General features: G+C 69.6%; 18 protein-coding genes. 9 read left to right on the top strand and 9 right to left on the bottom strand.

Annotation, left to right across the window (positions count from 1 at the left end; genetic code table 11):
• Nucleotides 1-60: 60 nt before the first annotated feature.
• Both CON77_RS07840 and purN read right to left on the bottom strand, forming a co-directional pair.
• Nucleotides 61-876, bottom strand: coding sequence for an alpha/beta hydrolase (locus tag CON77_RS07840; RefSeq protein ID WP_232788449.1), 816 nt, complete (start codon nucleotides 874-876; stop codon nucleotides 61-63).
• A gap of 164 nt (nucleotides 877-1,040) precedes the next feature.
• Nucleotides 1,041-1,643, bottom strand: coding sequence for a phosphoribosylglycinamide formyltransferase (gene purN, locus CON77_RS07835; RefSeq protein WP_101048627.1), 603 nt, complete (start codon nucleotides 1,641-1,643; stop codon nucleotides 1,041-1,043).
• Between the two features lie 24 nt (nucleotides 1,644-1,667).
• Between purN and CON77_RS07830 the strand changes: the two genes are divergently transcribed.
• The 3 genes from CON77_RS07830 (at nucleotide 1,668) to CON77_RS07820 (ending at nucleotide 4,737) form a co-directional block, all read left to right on the top strand.
• Entirely contained in the window at nucleotides 1,668-2,339 is a 672-nt protein-coding gene (locus CON77_RS07830) for a YceH family protein (RefSeq protein WP_101048609.1), read from the top strand.
• 83 nt (nucleotides 2,340-2,422) lie between these two features.
• The gene (locus CON77_RS07825; protein ID WP_101048608.1) at nucleotides 2,423-3,604 is read left to right on the top strand and encodes an acyl-CoA dehydrogenase family protein; all 1,182 of its coding nucleotides are present in this window, start codon (nucleotides 2,423-2,425) and stop codon (nucleotides 3,602-3,604) included.
• A 17-nt stretch (nucleotides 3,605-3,621) separates the two neighbouring features.
• Nucleotides 3,622-4,737 carry an acyl-CoA dehydrogenase family protein gene (locus CON77_RS07820; RefSeq protein WP_101048607.1) on the top strand — a complete coding sequence of 372 codons (1,116 nt, stop codon included), beginning with the start codon at nucleotides 3,622-3,624 and terminating at the stop codon, nucleotides 4,735-4,737.
• A gap of 90 nt (nucleotides 4,738-4,827) precedes the next feature.
• On the opposite strand, the gene CON77_RS07815 is transcribed toward CON77_RS07820, so the two are convergent.
• From CON77_RS07815 to CON77_RS07805, 3 genes are all read right to left on the bottom strand, one after another.
• Nucleotides 4,828-6,984 carry a hypothetical protein gene (locus CON77_RS07815; protein WP_101048606.1) on the bottom strand — a complete coding sequence of 719 codons (2,157 nt, stop codon included), beginning with the start codon at nucleotides 6,982-6,984 and terminating at the stop codon, nucleotides 4,828-4,830.
• 34 nt (nucleotides 6,985-7,018) lie between these two features.
• Nucleotides 7,019-7,321, bottom strand: a complete 303-nt coding sequence (locus CON77_RS07810) for an antibiotic biosynthesis monooxygenase family protein (RefSeq protein WP_101048605.1) — start codon at nucleotides 7,319-7,321, stop codon at nucleotides 7,019-7,021.
• 62 nt (nucleotides 7,322-7,383) lie between these two features.
• The gene (locus CON77_RS07805) at nucleotides 7,384-7,941 is read right to left on the bottom strand and encodes an HNH endonuclease (RefSeq protein WP_101048604.1); all 558 of its coding nucleotides are present in this window, start codon (nucleotides 7,939-7,941) and stop codon (nucleotides 7,384-7,386) included.
• 163 nt (nucleotides 7,942-8,104) lie between these two features.
• On the opposite strand from CON77_RS07805, the gene CON77_RS07800 reads away from it, so the two are divergent.
• From CON77_RS07800 to CON77_RS07780, 5 genes are all read left to right on the top strand, one after another.
• Nucleotides 8,105-9,226, top strand: coding sequence for a bifunctional riboflavin kinase/FAD synthetase (locus CON77_RS07800; protein ID WP_101048603.1), 1,122 nt, complete (start codon nucleotides 8,105-8,107; stop codon nucleotides 9,224-9,226).
• Between the two features lie 134 nt (nucleotides 9,227-9,360).
• The gene (ileS, locus tag CON77_RS07795; RefSeq protein ID WP_101048602.1) at nucleotides 9,361-12,249 is read left to right on the top strand and encodes an isoleucine--tRNA ligase; all 2,889 of its coding nucleotides are present in this window, start codon (nucleotides 9,361-9,363) and stop codon (nucleotides 12,247-12,249) included.
• A 12-nt stretch (nucleotides 12,250-12,261) separates the two neighbouring features.
• Nucleotides 12,262-12,771, top strand: coding sequence for a signal peptidase II (gene lspA, locus CON77_RS07790; protein ID WP_101048601.1), 510 nt, complete (start codon nucleotides 12,262-12,264; stop codon nucleotides 12,769-12,771).
• A gap of 31 nt (nucleotides 12,772-12,802) precedes the next feature.
• Nucleotides 12,803-13,240, top strand: coding sequence for a hypothetical protein (locus CON77_RS07785; protein WP_198552309.1), 438 nt, complete (start codon nucleotides 12,803-12,805; stop codon nucleotides 13,238-13,240).
• Entirely contained in the window at nucleotides 13,224-14,255 is a 1,032-nt protein-coding gene (locus tag CON77_RS07780; protein ID WP_101048600.1) for a CapA family protein, read from the top strand. Before CON77_RS07785 ends, CON77_RS07780 begins: the two co-directional genes overlap by 17 nt.
• A 33-nt stretch (nucleotides 14,256-14,288) precedes the next feature.
• Here the strand turns inward: CON77_RS07780 and CON77_RS07775 are convergent, their stop codons facing one another.
• Nucleotides 14,289-15,284, bottom strand: coding sequence for a quinone oxidoreductase family protein (locus CON77_RS07775; protein ID WP_101048599.1), 996 nt, complete (start codon nucleotides 15,282-15,284; stop codon nucleotides 14,289-14,291).
• Between the two features lie 74 nt (nucleotides 15,285-15,358).
• Between CON77_RS07775 and CON77_RS07770 the strand changes: the two genes are divergently transcribed.
• Nucleotides 15,359-16,309: a DMT family transporter gene (locus tag CON77_RS07770; RefSeq protein WP_101048598.1), complete on the top strand. Its 951-nt coding sequence runs from the start codon at nucleotides 15,359-15,361 to the stop codon at nucleotides 16,307-16,309.
• Nucleotides 16,310-16,369: 60 nt separating this feature from the next.
• Here CON77_RS07770 and CON77_RS07765 read toward each other — a convergent pair whose 3' ends face one another.
• Genes CON77_RS07765 through CON77_RS07755 form a run of 3 tightly spaced genes read right to left on the bottom strand, consistent with a single transcriptional unit; the run spans nucleotide 16,370 to nucleotide 18,650 of the window.
• Nucleotides 16,370-17,275 carry a DMT family transporter gene (locus CON77_RS07765; protein WP_101048597.1) on the bottom strand — a complete coding sequence of 302 codons (906 nt, stop codon included), beginning with the start codon at nucleotides 17,273-17,275 and terminating at the stop codon, nucleotides 16,370-16,372.
• Nucleotides 17,272-18,102: a class I SAM-dependent methyltransferase gene (locus CON77_RS07760; protein WP_232788448.1), complete on the bottom strand. Its 831-nt coding sequence runs from the start codon at nucleotides 18,100-18,102 to the stop codon at nucleotides 17,272-17,274. The genes CON77_RS07765 and CON77_RS07760 overlap by 4 nt, the downstream gene beginning before the upstream one ends.
• Nucleotides 18,102-18,650 (bottom strand): DNA-deoxyinosine glycosylase, encoded by a 549-nt coding sequence (locus CON77_RS07755; protein WP_101048596.1) that lies wholly within the window; start codon nucleotides 18,648-18,650, stop codon nucleotides 18,102-18,104. Before CON77_RS07755 ends, CON77_RS07760 begins: the two co-directional genes overlap by 1 nt.
• Nucleotides 18,651-18,786 lie beyond the last annotated feature (136 nt).

Here is an 18,786-nt window from a genome sequence, read left to right as displayed (position 1 = left end):
AACCGCTGGCATCCCCAGCGGTTTTTTTGTGCCCACCGTCGGGCGGGCGCCGCACCGCACTCACTGGCTGCGGGTCGATGCCACCTCCCGCATCCAGGCCGCGATGTCGGCCTTGGCCGCCGAAGGCGCGTTCAAATGGGACGCAGCCGGCTCCAGCACCCGAGTCCGGGCATTGCGCGGCAGTTGCGCCACCACCTCGGGCTTGACGCGCAGCAGCCCCGGGTAATCGCCCGTGGGGGCCACCAGCAACACCGGCAAATCGGCGGGCAATTGCTTCATGGCGGCGGTCTGGTTCATCAAGCCGGCCGCATCGAACCACGACAGGTACACGCGGGGTGTGGTTTGGATCGGAAATGTGCCGCGGCTGCTTTCGTAATCGGCGAAGGGCATGGGCACGTCGCCTTGGCCCTGTGCCACCGCCTGTTGCGCGCGCGCCAACGGCTCGGCCAATTTCTCGCGATAGATGCTGCTGGCGACGTTCCCGCCCGGGGCGATGGCGATCACCCCGCTCACCGGCAAGCGACTGCCCATGGCGAAGGCGAACACACCCCCCTGGCTGTGGCCCACCACAAACACCGCCTGGGCACCTTGTTGCTTCAGTGTGTCAAGGGCGGCGAGCACCTCCTGCTGGGCCGCGGCCGCATCCACGTCGTACGCACGATGGCCGGACCATGGCATTTCCAGGTTGGCCACCCGAAAACCTTCTCTCGACAGGTGGCTGGCCAAATCGGCCACATGCTTGGTGGGCAGCCCGCCTTTGCCGTGCATGACCACCACCCCGATGGCACTGGGCGCAAGCGTCTGCGCCCACAAGGCACTGGAGACCCCCAGACCCACAAGCGCCAGCGCGCCCAAGGACCAGCTTCGACGAGTCACGCTTCGCACCATCATCTCCTTGCTTCTGCCCACCAGAATACCAGCTCAGCCAAAGCCCGCGCGAGCTTGGGCCGCGGGCTGTCGGCCGAACCGGTCCGGGCACCAGGTCAGACGATCCGCCCGGAACGGCACCGGGTCACCGGAACAGGCGGCCAGGTGACGGCTCAGACCGCTGGCGCCAGCAGGCGCTCAATGGCCCGCGGGTAAATCAGGTGCTCCTGCGTCAGCACGCGCGCGGCCAAGGTGTCGGGCGTGTCGCCCGGCAACACCGGCACCACGGCCTGGTCCAAGAATTCGCCGTGGTCCAGCTCGGCCGTGACGCGGTGCACCGTGGCACCGGCGAATTTGCAGCCGGCCTCGATCGCGCGGCGGTGGGTGTGCAGGCCCGCAAAGGCCGGCAGCAGCGACGGGTGGATGTTGACCAGGCGCCCGGTGTAGTGGTCCACAAAGTCGGGCGTGAGGATGCGCATGAAGCCGGCCAGCACCACCAACGCCGGTGGCGTCTGCGGGTCCAGCGCGTCGATCGCGCGCACCAGTTCGGCGTCGAAGGCCTCGCGCGTGGGGTAGGCCGCGTGTTCGACCACGGCCGTGGCCAACCCCTGCTCGCGCGCCCAGGCCAGGCCGGCAGAGGCGGCCTTGTTGCTCACCACCCCCAGCACCTGCGCCCCGTGGCGTTGCGACCAGCGTTGGGCCTGCGCCGCGCGCACAATGGCCTGCATGTTCGAGCCCTGGCCCGAGATCAGGATGACAATGTTTTTTTTCTGCATCTGCGACATAAGCAAGGAAGTGTAATGACCCCGCCCCCCTGGAAAACCGCGTTGACGGCGAACGAAGCGCGCGTGCTGGCCACCCTGATGGAAAAAGCCCGCACCGTGCCCGACAGCTACCCGCTCACGCTCAACGGCCTGCAGTCGGGCTGCAACCAGAAATCGGCGCGCGACCCGGTGATGGAACTGGGCGAGCACGAGATTGCCGAAGCGCTGGACGGCCTGCGCGCGCGCAGCCTGGTGATCGAATCCAGCGGCGGGCGGGTGACGCGCTACGAGCACAATTTCAACCGGGTGGTGGGCGTGCCCGACCAGGCCGCCGCCCTGCTCGGCCTGTTGATGCTGCGCGGCCCGCAGACCGCCGGCGAATTGCGGCTGAACACCGAGCGCTGGCACAAATTCCTCGACATCGGTTCGGTCGAAGCCTTTCTGGAAGAACTGCAGGACCGCACCGAAGACAAGGGCGGCCCGCTGGTGCTGAAGCTGCCGCGCCTGCCCGGCGCCCGCGAATCGCGCTGGGCCCACCTGCTCTGCGGGCCGGTGGACCCCGGCACCGCCACCGCAGCCCTGCCTGCCCGACAAGAAACGCCGGCCCTGCTGGACCGGATCGAGGCGCTGGAAGCCCAGGTGCAGCGCCTGCAGGCGCGCCTGGACCGGCTGGCGCCGGAGACCGAAGCCGACGTGGCCGAGCCGTGACCGCCCGCCGCTGTCGCGGTGCGGACACATAAAAAGCACGATCGTGCAAAAAAATAGCATTTGTTTAACAGGAGACAACCCCCATGGACTTGGCTTTCACGCCGGAAGAACTGGCGTTCCGTGACGACATCCGCAGCTGGGTGCGGGCCAACCTGCCCCAGGAAATCGCCCAGAAGGTGCACAGCGGGCAGCGCCTGACGCGCGATGACATGCAACGCTGGGCCAAAATTTTGGGCAGCAAAGGCTGGCTGGGCTACGGCTGGCCGAAGCAGTTCGGCGGCCCGGGCTGGACCGCGGTGCAGAAACACCTGTTCGAAGAAGAATGCGCGCTGGCCGGGGCCCCGCGCATCGTGCCCTTCGGCCCGGTGATGGTGGCGCCCGTCATCATGGCGTTTGGCAACGCCGAACAGCACCAGCGCTTCCTGCCCGGCATCGCCAGCGGCGAGGTGTGGTGGAGCCAGGGTTACAGCGAGCCGGGTTCGGGCTCCGACCTGGCCAGCGTGAAAACCCGCGCCGAGCGCCAGGGCAACACTTACATCGTCAACGGCCAGAAGACCTGGACCACCCTGGGCCAGCACGGCGACTGGATCTTCTGCCTGGTGCGCACCAGCACCGAAGGCAAGCCGCAGACCGGCATCAGCTTCCTGCTGATCGACATGAAATCGCCCGGCGTCACGGTGCGCCCGATCAAGCTGCTGGACGGCGAGTGCGAAGTCAACGAGGTCTGGTTCGACAACGTCGAAGTACCGGCAGAGAACCTGATCGGCGAAGAGAACAAGGGCTGGACCTACGCCAAGCACCTGCTCAGCCACGAGCGCACCAACATCGCCGATGTGAACCGCGCCAAGCGCGAACTCGAACGCCTGAAACGCATTGCCCAGGCCGAAGGCGTGTGGGACGACCTGCGCTTGCGCGACCAGATCGCGCTGCTGGAGGTGGACATCGTGGCACTGGAAATGCTGGTGCTGCGCGTGTTGAGCGCCGAGAAGTCGGGCAAGAACTCGCTCGACATCGCCGGCCTGCTGAAAATCAAGGGCAGCGAGATCCAACAACGCTACACCGAACTGATGATGCTGGCCGCCGGCCCCTTCAGCCTGCCCTTCATCTTCGAGGCCATGGACGCCGGCTGGCAGGGCGACTTCCCCGGCGGGAGCGTGGACAACGCCCCGCTGGCGGCCAATTACTTCAACATGCGCAAGACCACCATCTACGGCGGCAGCAACGAAGTGCAGCGCAACATCGTGGCCCAGACGCTGCTGGGCTGAACGGAAGGAGACAGAACATGGATTTCGATTTTTCCGACGACCAGACGCAACTGCGCGACGCGGTGCGCCGCTGGGTAGACAAGGGCTATGGCTTCGAGCGCCGCCGCGCGGCCGTGGCGGCCGGCGGTTTTGACCGCGCCGCCTACACCGAACTGGCCGAACTGGGCCTGGCCGGCCTGTACGTGGGCGACGACCACGGCGGCCTGGCCATGGGCCCGGTCGAGGGCATGGTGGTGATGGAGGAGCTGGGCCGCGGCATCGTGCTGGAGCCACTGGGCCAGACGCTGATCGCCACCGGCGTGCTGGGCGGCTACGCACCGGCCGCGCTGCAGGCCGACTGGCTGCCGCGCCTCGCCGCCGGCGAGGCTTTGGTGGTGCTGGCGCACCAGGAACGCGGTCTGCGTTACCAACTGGGTGCCGCCCACACCCGGGCCACGGCCCAAGGCGATGGCTGGACCGTGAGCGGCGCCAAAAGCGTGGTGCCTGCCGGCGACCAGGCCGACGCCTTCCTGGTGCCGGCGCAAACGCCCCAGGGGCTGGCGCTATTCCTGGTGGAGCGCCAGGCCGACGGTGTGCGCACCGACGGCTACCTCACTCAGGACGGCAGCCGCGCCGCCGAGGTGCGCTTCGACAACGCCCCGGCCCAGCTCGTCAGCGCCGACGGCCAGACCGCCCTGGAACACGCGGTGGACATCGGCATCGCCGGCGTCTGCGCCGAAGCCGTGGGCGTGATGGACCAGACCGTGGCCCTCACCGCCGACTACCTGAACACCCGCAAGCAGTTCGGCGTGGCCATTGGCAGCTTCCAGGCGCTGCGCCACCGCCTGGCCGACATGAAGATGCAGCTGGAACTGGCACGCAGCATGAGCTACTACGCCAGCCTCAAGCTCAACACCCCCACCGCCGAGCGCCGCCAGGCACTGGCGCGCGCCAAGGTGCAGTTGGGCCAGAGCATGCGCTTCGTGGGCCAGCAGGCGGTGCAACTGCACGGTGGCATCGGCGTGACCGACGAGTACATCGTCAGCCACTACTTCAAGAAGCTGACCCAGCTGGAGATGACCTTCGGCGACACCCTGCACCACCTGGGTGAGGTGTCGGCCCGGATGCAGGACACGGCCGGCGTGTTTGCCTGAACGCACGGCGCCCACCGCGCCAGCCACCCCGAACCACCCCGCTGCGGCGGGGTGGTTTTTGGGGGCGGGAGGGGTGTGGGCCCTCGGGCCTCAGCCCAGCGCCGCCAGCCAGCCCCGGCGCCACGCCCACCACAAGGCCCCGAACAGCGCGGCCAACAGCAGCCACCAGGGCCAGGGGCTGGCGCGTTCGGCATAAGGGTCGGTGAGCGAGCGCTCGGCGCCAGCCGGCAACTGCGCCACGCCCGTGAGCGAGGCCCCGAACGGGATGTTGATGCGCGCCCGGATGTTGACCGCCCAGCCGTTGGCGTCGAGCAGCGGCCCGACGTTGCGCTTGCGCAGCTTGAGCCAGGCCAGCAGCATGGACGGCCCGGACACCAGCAGCACGATGCCCAGCAGCACCAGCGGCATCTGCCAGGCCGGCAGCGCCAAGAAGCCGGTGACCACCGCCGCCAGCGCGGTGCCCAGGGCCCCCAGGGCCAGCCCGATGGCCGCAAAAATCCCGGCGAATTTGGCGATGTCGAAGGCCTGCGGTTTGGCGTCGGCGGCCGGGGGCGGTGCCTCGGCCTTGGCGCCGGCATCGGCCACCCTGGCCGCGGCTTTGGCGTCCACGTCCTTGTCGCGAGCGGCGGCGAACTTGTGGATTTGCTCGCCGACCATGCGCGCCACCCGCTTGTAGGGCGACCAGAAGGCCTGGCGCACGCTGATGGGCGCCTCCACCACCTTGACCACGCTGGCGTTCCAGTCGCGGCCCTCGCGGTCGTAGAAGACGCCGTTGCGGCCGGGCACCATCATGTCGTCGGCGTCGCCACCGGTCATGGCCGCGACGATGGTGATGGGCGCTTCGCCCTGGCGCACGCACTGGCAATAGACCAGGTAGGTGCCGGACAGCGGCGCCAGCGCCGCGTGCCGCCCCATGTCGGCCACGCGCAGGCACAGGTCGCAGCTGCGCTGGTCGATGTAGAGCGTGCCCGCCTGGAAGATGGCGGGCCGTTCGTGGCCGTAGAAGTCGCTGAGGTTGACGAAGTTGCGCAGCAGGGTGACCAGGTCGCGGCGCAGGCGCACCAGGCGTTCCAGCGCCTCAATGCCGGCGGCGCTGGCGTCGGCGGCCTGGTCCTGTTCGATCAGGGCCTGCAGGGCCGCCGGGGCGGGCCCCACGAGCAGGGCACGCAGTTCGGCGGCGGACAGGTCGGCCACCGGGGTGGCCGGGCGCGCAGCCCACCAGGCGCGGTAGGCGCCGAAACGCGCGGCCAGAGATTCCCAGTCGGCCAGGGTGAGCCGGGCGCGCTCGCCCAGCATGGGTTGCACCACCAGGCGGCGCAGCGCCTCGATCCGGCCTTGCCAGGCGGGGTTGAGGCCGTCCACCAGGGGCAGGTCGCCGCCCGGCACCACCAGGGCCAGGGGCAGACCGGCGACCTCGTCGGCAGCGTCGTGCAGCGTCAGCGCGGCCAGGTCGGCGTAGCGGGCATCGGCCGGGTTGAGCGCGGCGGTGGCGCGGGCGTCGTAGGCGGCCAGGCGGCAGCGGGTGAAGTGGTCTTGTACCTTGGCCTGCACCGCGTCGAAGGCGGCCAGGGCCTCGGCGGTCTGTGCGCCCCAGGCCAGGAGGTCGGCGGCGCCCGCGTCGGCCTGGGCGTGCCAGTCCAGCACCGCCTGGGCCGCGACCAGGAAGGCGTCCAGCGTCTCGCGCGACACGCCGGGCTGGCCGCTGCGGTCGGCCACCGCGCCCTGGGTGGCCAGCACCTGGGCGATCAGGGCCGCGGTGTCGGCGTCGGGCGCCAGTTCGACCGGCACCACGCCGTCGCCATTGGGGTGGGTGGGGGCGAAGAGCAGGGCCAGGTCGGCGAAATCGGCCACGGTCAGGGCCTCGGCCTCGGGCCGGCCCAGGCGCGCCAGCACCTGGCCGGCGGCGGCGCGCAGGCGGGCGCCCTCCTCGTCCTGGGCCTGGATCGCCACCAGCGGCAGGGCGTCGCCGGGCTGGAACAGCACCCCGGGGTCGCGCAGCACGGTGCAGGCCCAGCGCACGGCCTCGCGCAGTTCGGGCACGCGGATGCGGCCGTCGCCGTCGGCATCGATCAGTTGCAGGGTGCGGCTGTCGAACTCCAGCCCGGTGGTCGGGCAGGCCAGCACGGCCCACAGTTTCTGGTCAAGTTCACCCAGGTGGCGCAGGTCGTCGGCCGTGTCCAGGCGAACCTGGTCGAAACCGCCGGAGCGGAAAAAACGCCAGCGGTGCGGGGAAGAAACGGGGGCCATGGTGCGCTCCGGCAAGGTGAGGAAAAGCCCGGCCTCAGGCCGACATGCAGACCAGTTCGAAATGCTCCACCACGGGCGGCTGCACGAAGAACGGGCCGACGATGGCGCGCCATTGGGTGAACAGCTCGCTCTGACGGAAGCGCACGGTGTGGTCCTCCAGCGTGGCCCAGTAGATGGTCAGGACGTAGCGGCCCGGCGACTCGATGCTGCGGTTGACCTTGTAGCCCTGGAAACCCGGGGACTGGGCGATCACGGTGTCGGCGCCGCGCTGGATGGCGGCTTCAAAGGCGGCGGCCTGGGCTGGGTCGATGCGGATGTCGGCGTGTTCGAGGATCATGGTGGGCAATCTGCGCAAAACGGAAGGAAGGCCCATGATAGCCCGCCGCGCCCCGGGCCTGCTCAGGCGTGCAGGCGCGAACTCTTGGGCAGGTGCAGGCGCAGGAACTCCATCTGGTCGGCCAGGATGCGGCGGTTGCGCAGGATGAAGTCTTCCCACAGGCTGGGCACGTAAGGCGCGTAGAGCAGCCCCATGTGCGCCTGCTCGGGCGTGCGGTTGCCCTTGCGGTGGTTGCAGGCACGGCAGGCGGTGACCACGTTCATCCAGTGGTCGCGGCCTTTTTGCGCCAAGGGCACGATGTGCTCGCGCGTCAGCAGGTCTTCGGCGAATTCGTCGCCGCAGTAGGCGCACAGGTGGCGGTCGCGGGCGAACAGCTTGGCGTTGCTCAGCGAGGGTTTGAGCTCGAAGGGGTTGAGCTGCGGCACGCCCTTGGTGCCGATGATGGAGTTGACCGTGATGACCGACTGCAGTCCGGTGACGGCGTTGTGCCCGCCGTGGAACACCGCGACGCGCTGGCCCATTTCCCAGCGCACCTCGTCGGCGGCGTAGTGCAACACCGCCTGCTCCAGGCTGATCCACGACTGCGGCACGCCCTGTGCCGACAATTTCAACACCTTCACAGACCGACCTCCACGCACAACGCCCGACCGGGCGCGAACCACCGGAATTCGTCCGGCCCAGGCCGTGGCTGCACGGCAGACGGGCGGATGCCTCAACTTGTGTCAATATAGCGCGCTTTTCTGTCCGCTTCACGACAGAACCATCCGTTTCCCCACGCACCCCATGAAAATTCTCCGTGGCCTGGACCACCTGTTGCACCGGCCACGCCACGGTGGCGCCGGCTGTGCCCTGACCATCGGCAACTTCGACGGCGTGCACCGCGGCCACCAGGCCATGCTGGCCCTGCTCATCAACGAAGCCCGCCACCGGGGGGTGCCCAGCTGCGCGCTGACCTTCGAGCCGCACCCGCGCGATTTCTTCGCCGCCCAGTTCCACAAACCCGAACTGGCCCCGGCCCGCATCGCCACCCTGCGCGACAAGCTGCACGAGCTGCGTGCCTGCGGCGTGGACCAGTGCGTGGTGCTGCCCTTCAACGAGCGCCTGGCCCGCCTGCCGGCCCAGGCCTTCATCGACGAGGTGCTGGTGCGCACCCTGGGCGCGCGCTACGTGCTGGTGGGCGACGACTTCCGCTTCGGCGCCCAGCGCCTGGGCGACTACGCCATGCTCGACGCCGCCGGCGCGGCCCAGGGCTTCGATGTGGCCCGCATGATGAGCTACGAAGTGCACGGCCTGCGCGTGTCGAGTTCGGCCGTGCGCGAGGCCCTGGCCGAAGGCCGCATGGACGACGTGGCCGCCCTGCTGGGCCGCCCCTACAGCATCAGCGGCCACGTGGTGCACGGGCGCAAGCTGGGCCGCGAACTGGGCGCCAGCCGCGACGGGGCGGGCGACGGCTTCCGCACCCTGAACCTGCGCTTTTCGCACTGGAAACCGGCGGCCAGCGGCATCTTCGCGGTGCAGGTGCACGGGCTGGACCCGGCCCCCGACGCGCCACCGCTGACCGGTGTGGCCAACCTGGGCGTGCGCCCCTCGCTCGACCCGGACGACGTCAACGGCGGGCGGGTGCTGCTGGAAACCCATTGCCTGGACTGGCCCGAGCGCGTGCGACGCGCCCTGGCCCAGGCCCCGACGCCGGGGGAGGCCTACGGTAAAATCGTGCGGGTGGAGCTGCTGCACAAACTGCACGACGAGTTGAAATACGACAGTCTGGACGCCCTGACCCAGGGCATTGCCAAAGACTGCGACGACGCGCGCGCCTGGTTTGCGGCCCGCACCGCAGGCGGTGAACACCACCTGCACGGCAGCCACGCCGCCCTGCGCCGCCAGACCACGCGCGACCGAATTTGACGCCCGCCCCGCAAGCGGCCCACGCCGGCTTGCGCCCGCCGCCCACCCCTGGACCGGCTCGGGGTGGGGGCCCACCAAATCCCCTTCCTGCACCCGCGGGCCGAGCCTGTCGAGAACCCCCTTCCGGAACCCCCATGTCCGACGCCAAACCTGCCGACCACAGCACCACGCTGAACCTGCCCGACACCCCCTTCCCCATGCGCGGCAACCTGCCCCAGCGCGAGCCGGGCTGGGTGCAGCAGTGGGAAGAACAAGGCATTTACCAGCGCCTGCGCGAGGCCCGAAAAGGGGCTCCGAAGTTCATCCTGCACGACGGCCCGCCCTACGCCAACGGCCAGATCCACATCGGCCACGCCGTCAACAAGGTGCTCAAAGACATGATCGTCAAGGCACGCCAGTTGGCGGGGTTTGACGCGCAGTACATCCCCGGCTGGGACTGCCACGGCCTGCCGATCGAGAACGCGATCGAGAAGCTGCACGGCCGCAACCTGAGCCGCGACCAAATGCAGGCCAAGGCGCGCGCCTTTGCCACCGAACAGATCGCGCAGCAAATGGCCGACTTCAAGCGCCTGGGCGTGCTGGGCCAGTGGGAGAACCCGTACAAAACCATGGACTTCGCCACCGAAGCCAACGAAATCCGCGCCTTCAAGCGCGTGATGGAGCGCGGCTTCGTCTACCGAGGCCTCAAGCCCGTGTACTGGTGTTTCGATTGCGGCAGTTCGCTGGCCGAATTCGAGATCGAATACCAGGACAAGAAGAGCCAGACGCTGGACGTGGGTTTCCTGTGCGCCGAACCAGCGAAGTTGCTGCACGCCTTCTTCGGCCACAGCGGCCTGCCGCACACCGACACCACCGGCCTGCAAGACCAGCCCATGTTCGCGGTGATCTGGACCACCACCGCCTGGACCATCCCCGCCAACCAGGCCCTGAACGCCCACCCCGAGCTGAGCTACGCCCTGGTGCAGACCGAACGCGGCCTGCTGGTACTGGCCGAGTCGCTGGTGGAGAAATGCCTGGAGCGTTTCGGCCTGAGCGGCACCGTGCTGGCCACCACCGAAGGCAAGCATTTGGGCGGCCTGCAATTCCACCACCCGCTGGCCCAGGTGGACGCCGGCTACGACCGCCTGTCGCCCATCTACCTGGCCGACTACGTCAGCGCGGACGACGGCACCGGCATCGTCCACTCCGCGCCCGCCTACGGCGTGGACGACTTCAACAGCTGCATGGCCAACGGCCTGGCCTACGACGACATCCTCAACCCGGTGCAGGGCAACGGCCAGTACGAAGAAGCGCTGCCCCTGTTCGGCGGCCAGAACATCTGGAAGGCCTGCCCGGTCATCATCGACACGCTGCGCGAGCACGGCCGCCTGTTCGCCACCGCCACCATCACCCACAGCTACCCGCACTGCTGGCGCCACAAGACGCCGGTGATCTACCGCGCCGCCGCGCAGTGGTTCGTGCGCATGGACGAGGGCGACGGCATTTTCACCAAAGACAAGGCCCCCAAAACCCTGCGCCAGTTGGCGCTGGACGCCATCGAGCACACCCGCTTCTACCCCGAAAACGGCCGAACCCGCCTGCGCGACATGATCGCCAACCGGCCCGACTGGTGCATCAGCCGCCAGCGTTCGTGGGGCGTGCCCCTGCCCTTCCTGCTGCACGTGGACAGCGGCGAGCCGCACCCGCGCACGCCCGAGATCGTGGACCTGGCCGCCGAGGTGGTGCAGGCCGGCGGCATCGAAGCCTGGAGCCAACTGAACGTGGCCGACATCCTGGCGCGCATCGGCGACGCCGCCGACCCGGCCAGCTACAGCAAGAGCACCGACATCCTGGAGGTGTGGTTCGACTCCGGCACCACACACACCACGGTGCTCAAAGGCAGCCACGCCGGCAGCGGCCACGACAGCGGCCCCGAGGCCGACCTGTACCTGGAAGGCCACGACCAGCACCGCGGCTGGTTCCACAGCTCGCTGCTCACCGCCTGCGCCATGTACGACCGCGCGCCCTACCAGGGCCTGCTGACCCACGGCTTCACCGTGGACGGCCAGGGCCGCAAGATGAGCAAATCGGTCGGCAACGTGGTGGCACCGCAAACCATCAGCACCAAGATGGGGGCCGAAATCATCCGCCTGTGGGTGGCCGCGACCGACTACTCCGGCGACCTCGGCATCGACGACAAGATCCTGGCCCGCGTGGTGGACGCCTACCGCCGCATCCGCAACACGCTGCGCTTTTTGCTGGCCAACATCAGCGATTTCGACCCCGCCACCGACGCGGTGCCGGCCGAACAGATGCTGGAGGTGGACCGCTACGCCCTGAGCCGCGCCGCCCAGTTCCAGGCCGAGGTGCTGGCCCACTACCACGCCTACGAGTTCCACCCCGTGGTGGCCAAGCTGCAGGTGTATTGCTCGGAAGACTTGGGCGCGTTCTACCTGGACGTGCTGAAGGACCGCCTCTACACCACGGCACCGCAATCGCTGGCGCGCCGCAGCGCCCAGACCGCGCTGCACCAGATCACCCACGCCATGCTGCGCTGGATGGCGCCGTTCCTGAGCTTCACCGCCGAGGAAGCCTGGGCACTGGCGGGCACCCCGGTCAATGGTTCGCCGTCGATCTTCACCGAAACCTACCTGAACCTGGGCACGCCCAACGAGGCGCTGCTGGCCAAGTGGGCCCGGGTGCTGGAACTGCGCGCGCTGGTCAACAAGGCCATCGAGGACGTGCGCACCGCCGGCCAGGTGGGCTCGTCGCTGCAAGCCAACCTCACCCTGACCGTGGGCGCGGAAGACCTGGCCCTGCTGCACAGCCTGGGCGACGACCTGAAGTTCGTGCTGATCGTCTCGCAAGTCGCCCTGCAAGCGGGCGCCGACGTGGCGGTGCAGGTAACGCCGGCCAGCGCGGCCAAGTGCGGCCGCTGCTGGCACTACCGCGACGACGTGGGCCACGACCCGGCCCACCCGGAGCTGTGCGGTCGCTGCACCAGCAACCTGCACGGCGCGGGCGAAACCCGCACCGTGGCGTAAGAAAGCGCGCCGATGGCCAAGCCCTCGTCCAAAGGCATGCTGGTCTGGCTGGGGCTGGCCTTTGCCCTGCTCCTGCTGGACCAGTTCACCAAGGTGCTGATCCTGGGCAACTACCGCCCGGGCGAAGGCACGTACGTCACGTCCTTCTTCAACATCGTGCGGGTGCACAACAGCGGCGCGGCGTTTTCCTTTCTGGCCAACGCCGGCGGCTGGCAACGCTGGTTCTTCACCGTGGTGGGCCTGGGCACGGCCGCCTTCATCCTGTGGATGCTGCGCTCGCACCACGGGCAGAAGCTGTTCGCCTTCGCGCTGGCCTGCCTGCTGGGCGGGGCCCTGGGCAACGTGATCGACCGCCTGTTGCACGGCTATGTGGTGGACATGCTGGACTTCCACTGGCGCTTCCTGGCACCGCTGTTCCCGGGCGGGCACTTCCCGGCGTTCAACGTCGCGGACATGGGCATCACGGCCGGGGCCATGGGCCTCATACTGGACGAAATTCTGCGGGTGCGGCGCGCGCGCTGATCCCTCCACCCCCTTTGCGGAGCCAGACCCGATGACACACCGACACCGTTGGGCCCACCGCGCCAGGGCCGCCCTGCTGGCCATGGGCATGGGCGCCGGGCTGGCGCTGCCGGCAGCGGCGCAGACCGTGCGCTGCCACGTGAGCTACGGCGGCGTGACCAAGGTGTTCGCCGCGCCCCCCGTGAGCAACCCCTACGACGCCCCGGTGCAGGCCGAAGGCTCCTTCTTCCTGTTCCGGGCGGTCAACCAGGTGGAGCCGCTGGACCTGGCCTCGGTCAAGGTCTACGTGTACGCGGCGCTCGACAGCGGCCCGCGCCTGATCCACCAGGGCAGCTGGCTGGCCTCGCAAACGCCGCAGTCGGGCGCGCGCACGCCGCACGGCTTCACCGGCCTGCACGCGGTGTACGAGCCGGTGCGCGATGGCGAACTGCACTACTGGTGCGAGCGTGTCGATGCCCCGGCGCGCTGAACCCACCCGCTGGCGCCGCGCGGCCGCACGGGTCTTGGCAGCCACCGGGCTGGTGCTGTGCACCACCGGGGCCCATGCAGAAGCCCAGCCGACCGTGCCCACCCTGCAGCTGGCCTTCGTCGGCGACATCATGCTCGACGACGGCCCCGGCCAGACCATCGCCCAGGGCCGCGACCCGCTGGCCGGCGTGGCGCCAGCGCTGCGGCGCAGCGATTTCGCCATCGGCAACCTGGAATGCCCCATCGCCACCACGGGCCAGCCCCTGCCGAACAAGGTCTACAGCTTCCGCGCCCACCCGCGCGTGACCGAGGTGCTGCGCGGGCGCTTTCAGGCCCTGTCGGTGGCCAACAACCACGCCGGCGATCACGGCCCCGAGGCCTTTCTGGAAACCCTGGCACACGTGCGCCGCGCCGGCATCCAGCCCTTCGGCGGCGGCGCCAACCTGCGCGAGGCCCACGCGCCGGTGTGGCTGGAAAAGCACGGCATCCGCGTGGCGGTGCTGGCCTACAACGAATTCAAGCCGCGGCAATTCGAAGCCGGCCCGGAGTGGCCCGGCATCGCCTGGAGCGAAGACGAGCAGGTGGTGCGCGACATCCGCGCCGCGCGCGCGGCCGGGGCGGACTGGGTCATCCCCTTCATGCACTGGGGCTGGGAGAACGAAACCGAGCCCTCGGCACGGCAGCGGCAACTGGCACGCACCTTGATCGACGCCGGTGCCGACCTGGTGGTGGGCGGCCACCCGCACCTGGTACAGGGCGCCGAGAGCTACCAGGGCAAGCCCATCGTCTACAGCCTGGGCAATTTCGTGTTCGATGGCTTCGACCAGCCCATCAACCGCCAGGGCTGGCTGCTGCGGCTCACCCTATCGAAAGACCGCCTGCTGGCCTGGGACACGCTGCTGACCGAAACCGACGACGCCGGCTCGCCCCACCTGCGCCCGGGTGTGCGCACACCCTGCGGCCAGCCCGGCCCCTTGGGGCCGGCCAGCGTGGTGGGGCACTGCAGCCCGCCCTGAAGCCCCCGCACGCGTGGCCCCGGGCGCCCGCCCTCAGGGCAGCAGCACGGTGGAGCCGGTGGTCTTGCGCGCTTCCAGGTCGCGGTGCGCCTGCTGCACCTGGTCCAGCGGGTAGCGCTGCTCCACGTGGATCTTCACCTGGCCGCTGACGACCACGTCGAACAGGTCGTCGGCCATGGCCTGGGTGCGCGCACGGCTGTTGATGTGGCTGAACAGGGTCTGGCGCGTGACGTAGAGCGAGCCCTTGGCCGCCAGGATGGCCGGCGCGAACGGCGGCACCGGGCCCGAAGCGTTGCCGAAAGTCACCATCAGGCCGAAGGGGGCCAGGCAGTCGAGCGAGCCCTCCCAGGTGTCTTTGCCGATGGAGTCGTACACCACCTTCACACCCCGGCCTGCGGTGATCTCGCGCACGCGGGCGGCAAAGTCCTCGGTGTTGTAGTTGATGGCGTGCGCCGCGCCGTTGGCCAGCGCCAGCGCGCACTTGGCGTCGGAGCCGGCGGTGCCGATGAGTTGCAGGCCCAGCGCACGCGCCCATTGGCAGGCGATCAGGCCCACGCCCCCGGCCGCGGCGTGGAAGAGCACGAAGTCGCCCGGCTCCAGGCCCTCGACCGGTTTGCATTTTTTCAGCAGGTACTGGGCGGTCAGGCCTTTGAGCATCATGGCCGCGCCTGCTTCAAAGGAGATGGCATCGGGCAGGCGGCAGACGTTCATCGCCGGCATCACGCGGACGTCGCAGTAACTGCCCGGCGGGTTGGCGGCGTAGGCGGCGCGGTCGCCCACGCGCAGGTGGTCCACGCCCTCGCCCACGGCCTCGATCACGCCCGCGCCCTCCATGCCCAGTTGCAGGGGCATGGGCAGGTTGTAGAGGCCGCTGCGCTGGTAGACGTCGATGAAGTTCAGACCGATGGCGTGGTGGCGGATGCGCACCTCGCCCGGGCCGGGCTCGCCCACCGCCACGGGCACCAGCTGCATCTGTTCGGGGCCGCCGGTGTGTTCGATGCACACCGCGCGGCTGCTCAAAGGGGTCATGGGGCCGTCTCCTGTCTGTGTGGAACCAAAACCCCATGGTGCCACGAAGACGGGGCGCTTGTTACAGTCGGGCGATGTTGCCCCCACAGCGCCTGAGCCTGTCCACCATCGCCCTGCTGACCACCGCGCCCCTGATGTGGGCCGGCAACGCTGTCGTCGGCCGCCTGGCGGCGGGCTGGATTCCCCCCGTCACCTTCAACTTCCTGCGCTGGGTGCTGGCCGCCCTGGTGCTGCTGCCGCTGGCGGCCTCGGCCTTGCGCCCAGGCAGCGCGCTGTGGCGCCACTGGCGCCGCTACGCCTGGATGGGGCTGTTCGCCATCTGCGGCTACAACACCCTGCAGTACCTGGCGCTGAAAACCTCGTCGCCGCTGAACGCCACGCTGGTGGCGTCGAGCATGCCGATCTGGATGCTGCTGGTGGGCCGGCTGGGCTATGGGGCGGCGGTCAAGCCCCAATCCCTGGCCGGGGCCTTGTTGTCGCTGTCCGGGGTGCTGGTGGTGCTGGGCCAGGGGGATTGGGCCCGGCTGCAGGCCCTGGAGCTGGTGCCGGGCGACGCCTGGATGCTGCTGGCGGCGTTCGTGTGGTCCTGCTACAGCTGGCTGCTGACGCGCGCGCCGGCCGACGACGAGTTGCGCCCGCAATGGGCGCATTTCCTGCTGGCGCAGATCGCCATGGGGCTGGTGTGGAGCGCGCTGACGCTGGCGGGCGAATGGTGGTGGCTGGGCGCCCACCCGCGCGCCGACGGTCTGCCCCACGTCCAGTGGAGCGCGGCCCTGTGGGCGGTGCTGCTGTTCGTGGCCCTGGGCCCGGCCTTGCTGGCCTACCGCTGCTGGGGCGCGGGGGTGCAGCGCGCCGGTCCCACCATCGCCGCTTTTTTCAGCAACCTGACCCCGCTGTTCGCCGCCCTGCTGTCGGCCGCCTTTCTGGGCGAGCCGCCGCGGCTGTACCACGGCCTGGCCTTCGCGCTGATCGTGGGCGGGATCTGGGTGTCGTCCCTGGGCGCCTCCCATCCGGCGCGGCGCTGAGCGCGCCTGGGCCAGCGGCGTCGCCCCCCATCCCGGCGGCAAGGCGGTGCACTGCGCCCGTCAGGGCCGGCGCGTCACCCACAACACGCCGCTGACGACCAGCACCGTGCCGGCCACCACCCAGGCGTTGAACGGCTCCCCCAAAATCCACACGCCCATGGCGATGGTGGACATCGGGCCCACCATGCCGGTTTGCGCCGTCAGGCCCGAGCCGATGCGCTCGATCGCCATCATCACCATCAGCACCGGCGCGGCGGTGCAGGCGACCGCGTTGAGCAGCGACAGCCAGAGCACCTCGGGCGCCACCGCGGCGGCGGACAGGGGCCGCAGCAGCACGAACTGCAACAGGCAAAAACCGCAGGCCACGCTGGTGGCCAGGCCGCCCAGGCGCAGGGCCCCCAGGCGCTGCACCATTTCGCCGCTGAACACCAGGTAGACGGCGTAGCTGACGGCGCTGGCCAGCACCAGCAGCCCCCCGATGACGGTGTTCCAGCCGTCGAAACGCAGCTCGTGCGCGAACACCAGCAGCACCCCGGCGTAGCTCAACGCCATGGCCCCGGCCTGGCGCGCGCTGATGGGGCGGCCGAACAGCACCCAGCCCAGCACCAGCACCAGCGTCGGGTTGAGGTAGAGGATCAACCGCTCGAGCGAGGCGCTGATGTACTGCAGCCCCCAGAAGTCCAGAAAACTCGCCAGGTAATAACCGGACACGCCCAGGCCCAGGATGCCCAGCCAGTCGCGCCGCGTCAGCGGCACCACCGGCGTGGCGCTGCGGTGGCTGGCCCACCAGGCCATGGCCAGGAACATGGGCAGTGCGAACAGCATGCGGTACATCAGCAGCGTGACCGCATCGACCCCATGCCGGTAGGCCAACTTGACGATGATGGCCTTGCCGCTGAACGCGATCGAGCCCGCCAGCGCCAGCAGCAGGCCCGAACTCAGGTGGGCGGGGCGCGGGGCGCTCATGCGGGCAGACCGGCGTGCTTGAACACCTTGAGCCACTTGGTGGCGGGCAGGCCCCAGCGCTCCTGCACCACCTCGGCGCGGGCCAGCAGCTCCATGCGACTGGGGTGGCTGGGCATTTTCTGCGCCAGCACAATGGTGTTGCCTTCGCGCGTCGGCTTGAAGGCCCAGACCGCCTCGGCGCCGAAGGCCTGGCGGATTTTGTCCAGCGAATGTTCGTAGCTGGCGTCGCGGCCGAACAGGTTCACGGTCATGGCGCCCTCGTCGGTCAACATGGCGCGGCAGTCGGCATAGAACTCGGCGCTGTCGAGCACCGGGGCGGCGGCTTCGTGGTCGTACAGGTCCACCTGCAAGGCATCGACCGTGCCGTGGAAGGGCGCGTGGGCCACCACCTCGGCCGCGTCGCCCAGAATGACGCTCAACCTGGCGCTGTCCGGCGGCAGTTTGAACCAGGTGCGGCAGGCGGCCACCACCTGGGGATTGATCTCGATGGCGGTGGTGTCCATCTTCAACTTCTTGAAGTGGAACTTGGTCAGCGCGGCCGAGCCCAGGCCGAGCTGCATGGCGCGGCGCTTGGGCACGCTGTCGGGTTCGACGAACAGCAGCCAGGCCAGCATGCGCTGCACGTATTCCAGCTCGATGTCGAAGGGCCGGTCGATCAGCATGGAGCCCTGGATCCACTCGGTGCCCAGGTGCAGGAAGCGCACCTCGCCGTCTTCGGAGATGGTGACGGCGGGCAGGTCATCGGGGTCGGTGCGGGTGCGGCGCGGACGGGGGGCTGAAGCGGCGTCGGCGGGGCGGGCAGAGGGGCGTGTGCCAAGGCGGGCCATCAGTGCCCCTCCGCCTCGGCCAGGCCGTGGGCGGCCAGCACCCCGCGCCAGGCGGCGAGCTTGCGCTCGAAGCTCCAGCTGGCGTTGGCCGGGCTGGTGGAGGGCAGGCGGTACACCGGCAGCCCCAGGGCCTGGGTGTGGCGCGCGTGGCGGAAGCTTTCGCCGCCGTTGTGGGCCAGTGCCTCCAGGGCCGGGCAGCGTTCGCGCAGGCGGTGCAGGTCGTTGAGCCGGGCGTTCTGGATGGCGCTGTCCAGGCTGCCCTGGCGTTCGCAACTGGCGTACACGTCCCACACACCCAGGCCTTGGGCGTGCAGCACATCGATTCGTTCGGGGTAAGGCATGTCGGTCAAGGGCAGCCGCCACAGGGCGGCCAGAATTTTCCAGAAATGGTTCTGCGGGTGGGCATAGTAACGCTGTGCCTGCAGCGAGGCGACGCTGGGAAAACTGCCCAGCACCAGCAGGCGTGTGCGGGCGTCGAGCACCGGGGGCAGGCCTTGCAGGGGATCGCTGGCCACGGGCAACGTGGGTGGGACAGACGGGGGGGTCATGCGGTGGCGCCAGGAACGGCCGGTGCGGCGTTCGGGACCAGGGCCTGCAGGCGCGGCAGCACGCGCAGGGCGTTGGCGCTGCTGGCCCGGGCCAGCTCCGCCGGGTCCAGACCGCGCAGCCCCGCCACCACCGCAC

Origin of the sequence: Macromonas nakdongensis, from assembly GCF_002837145.1 — a bacterium.
Classification (GTDB): domain Bacteria; phylum Pseudomonadota; class Gammaproteobacteria; order Burkholderiales; family Burkholderiaceae_C; genus Macromonas_B; species Macromonas_B nakdongensis.
This window is presented reverse-complemented; position numbering and strand designations above follow the sequence as displayed.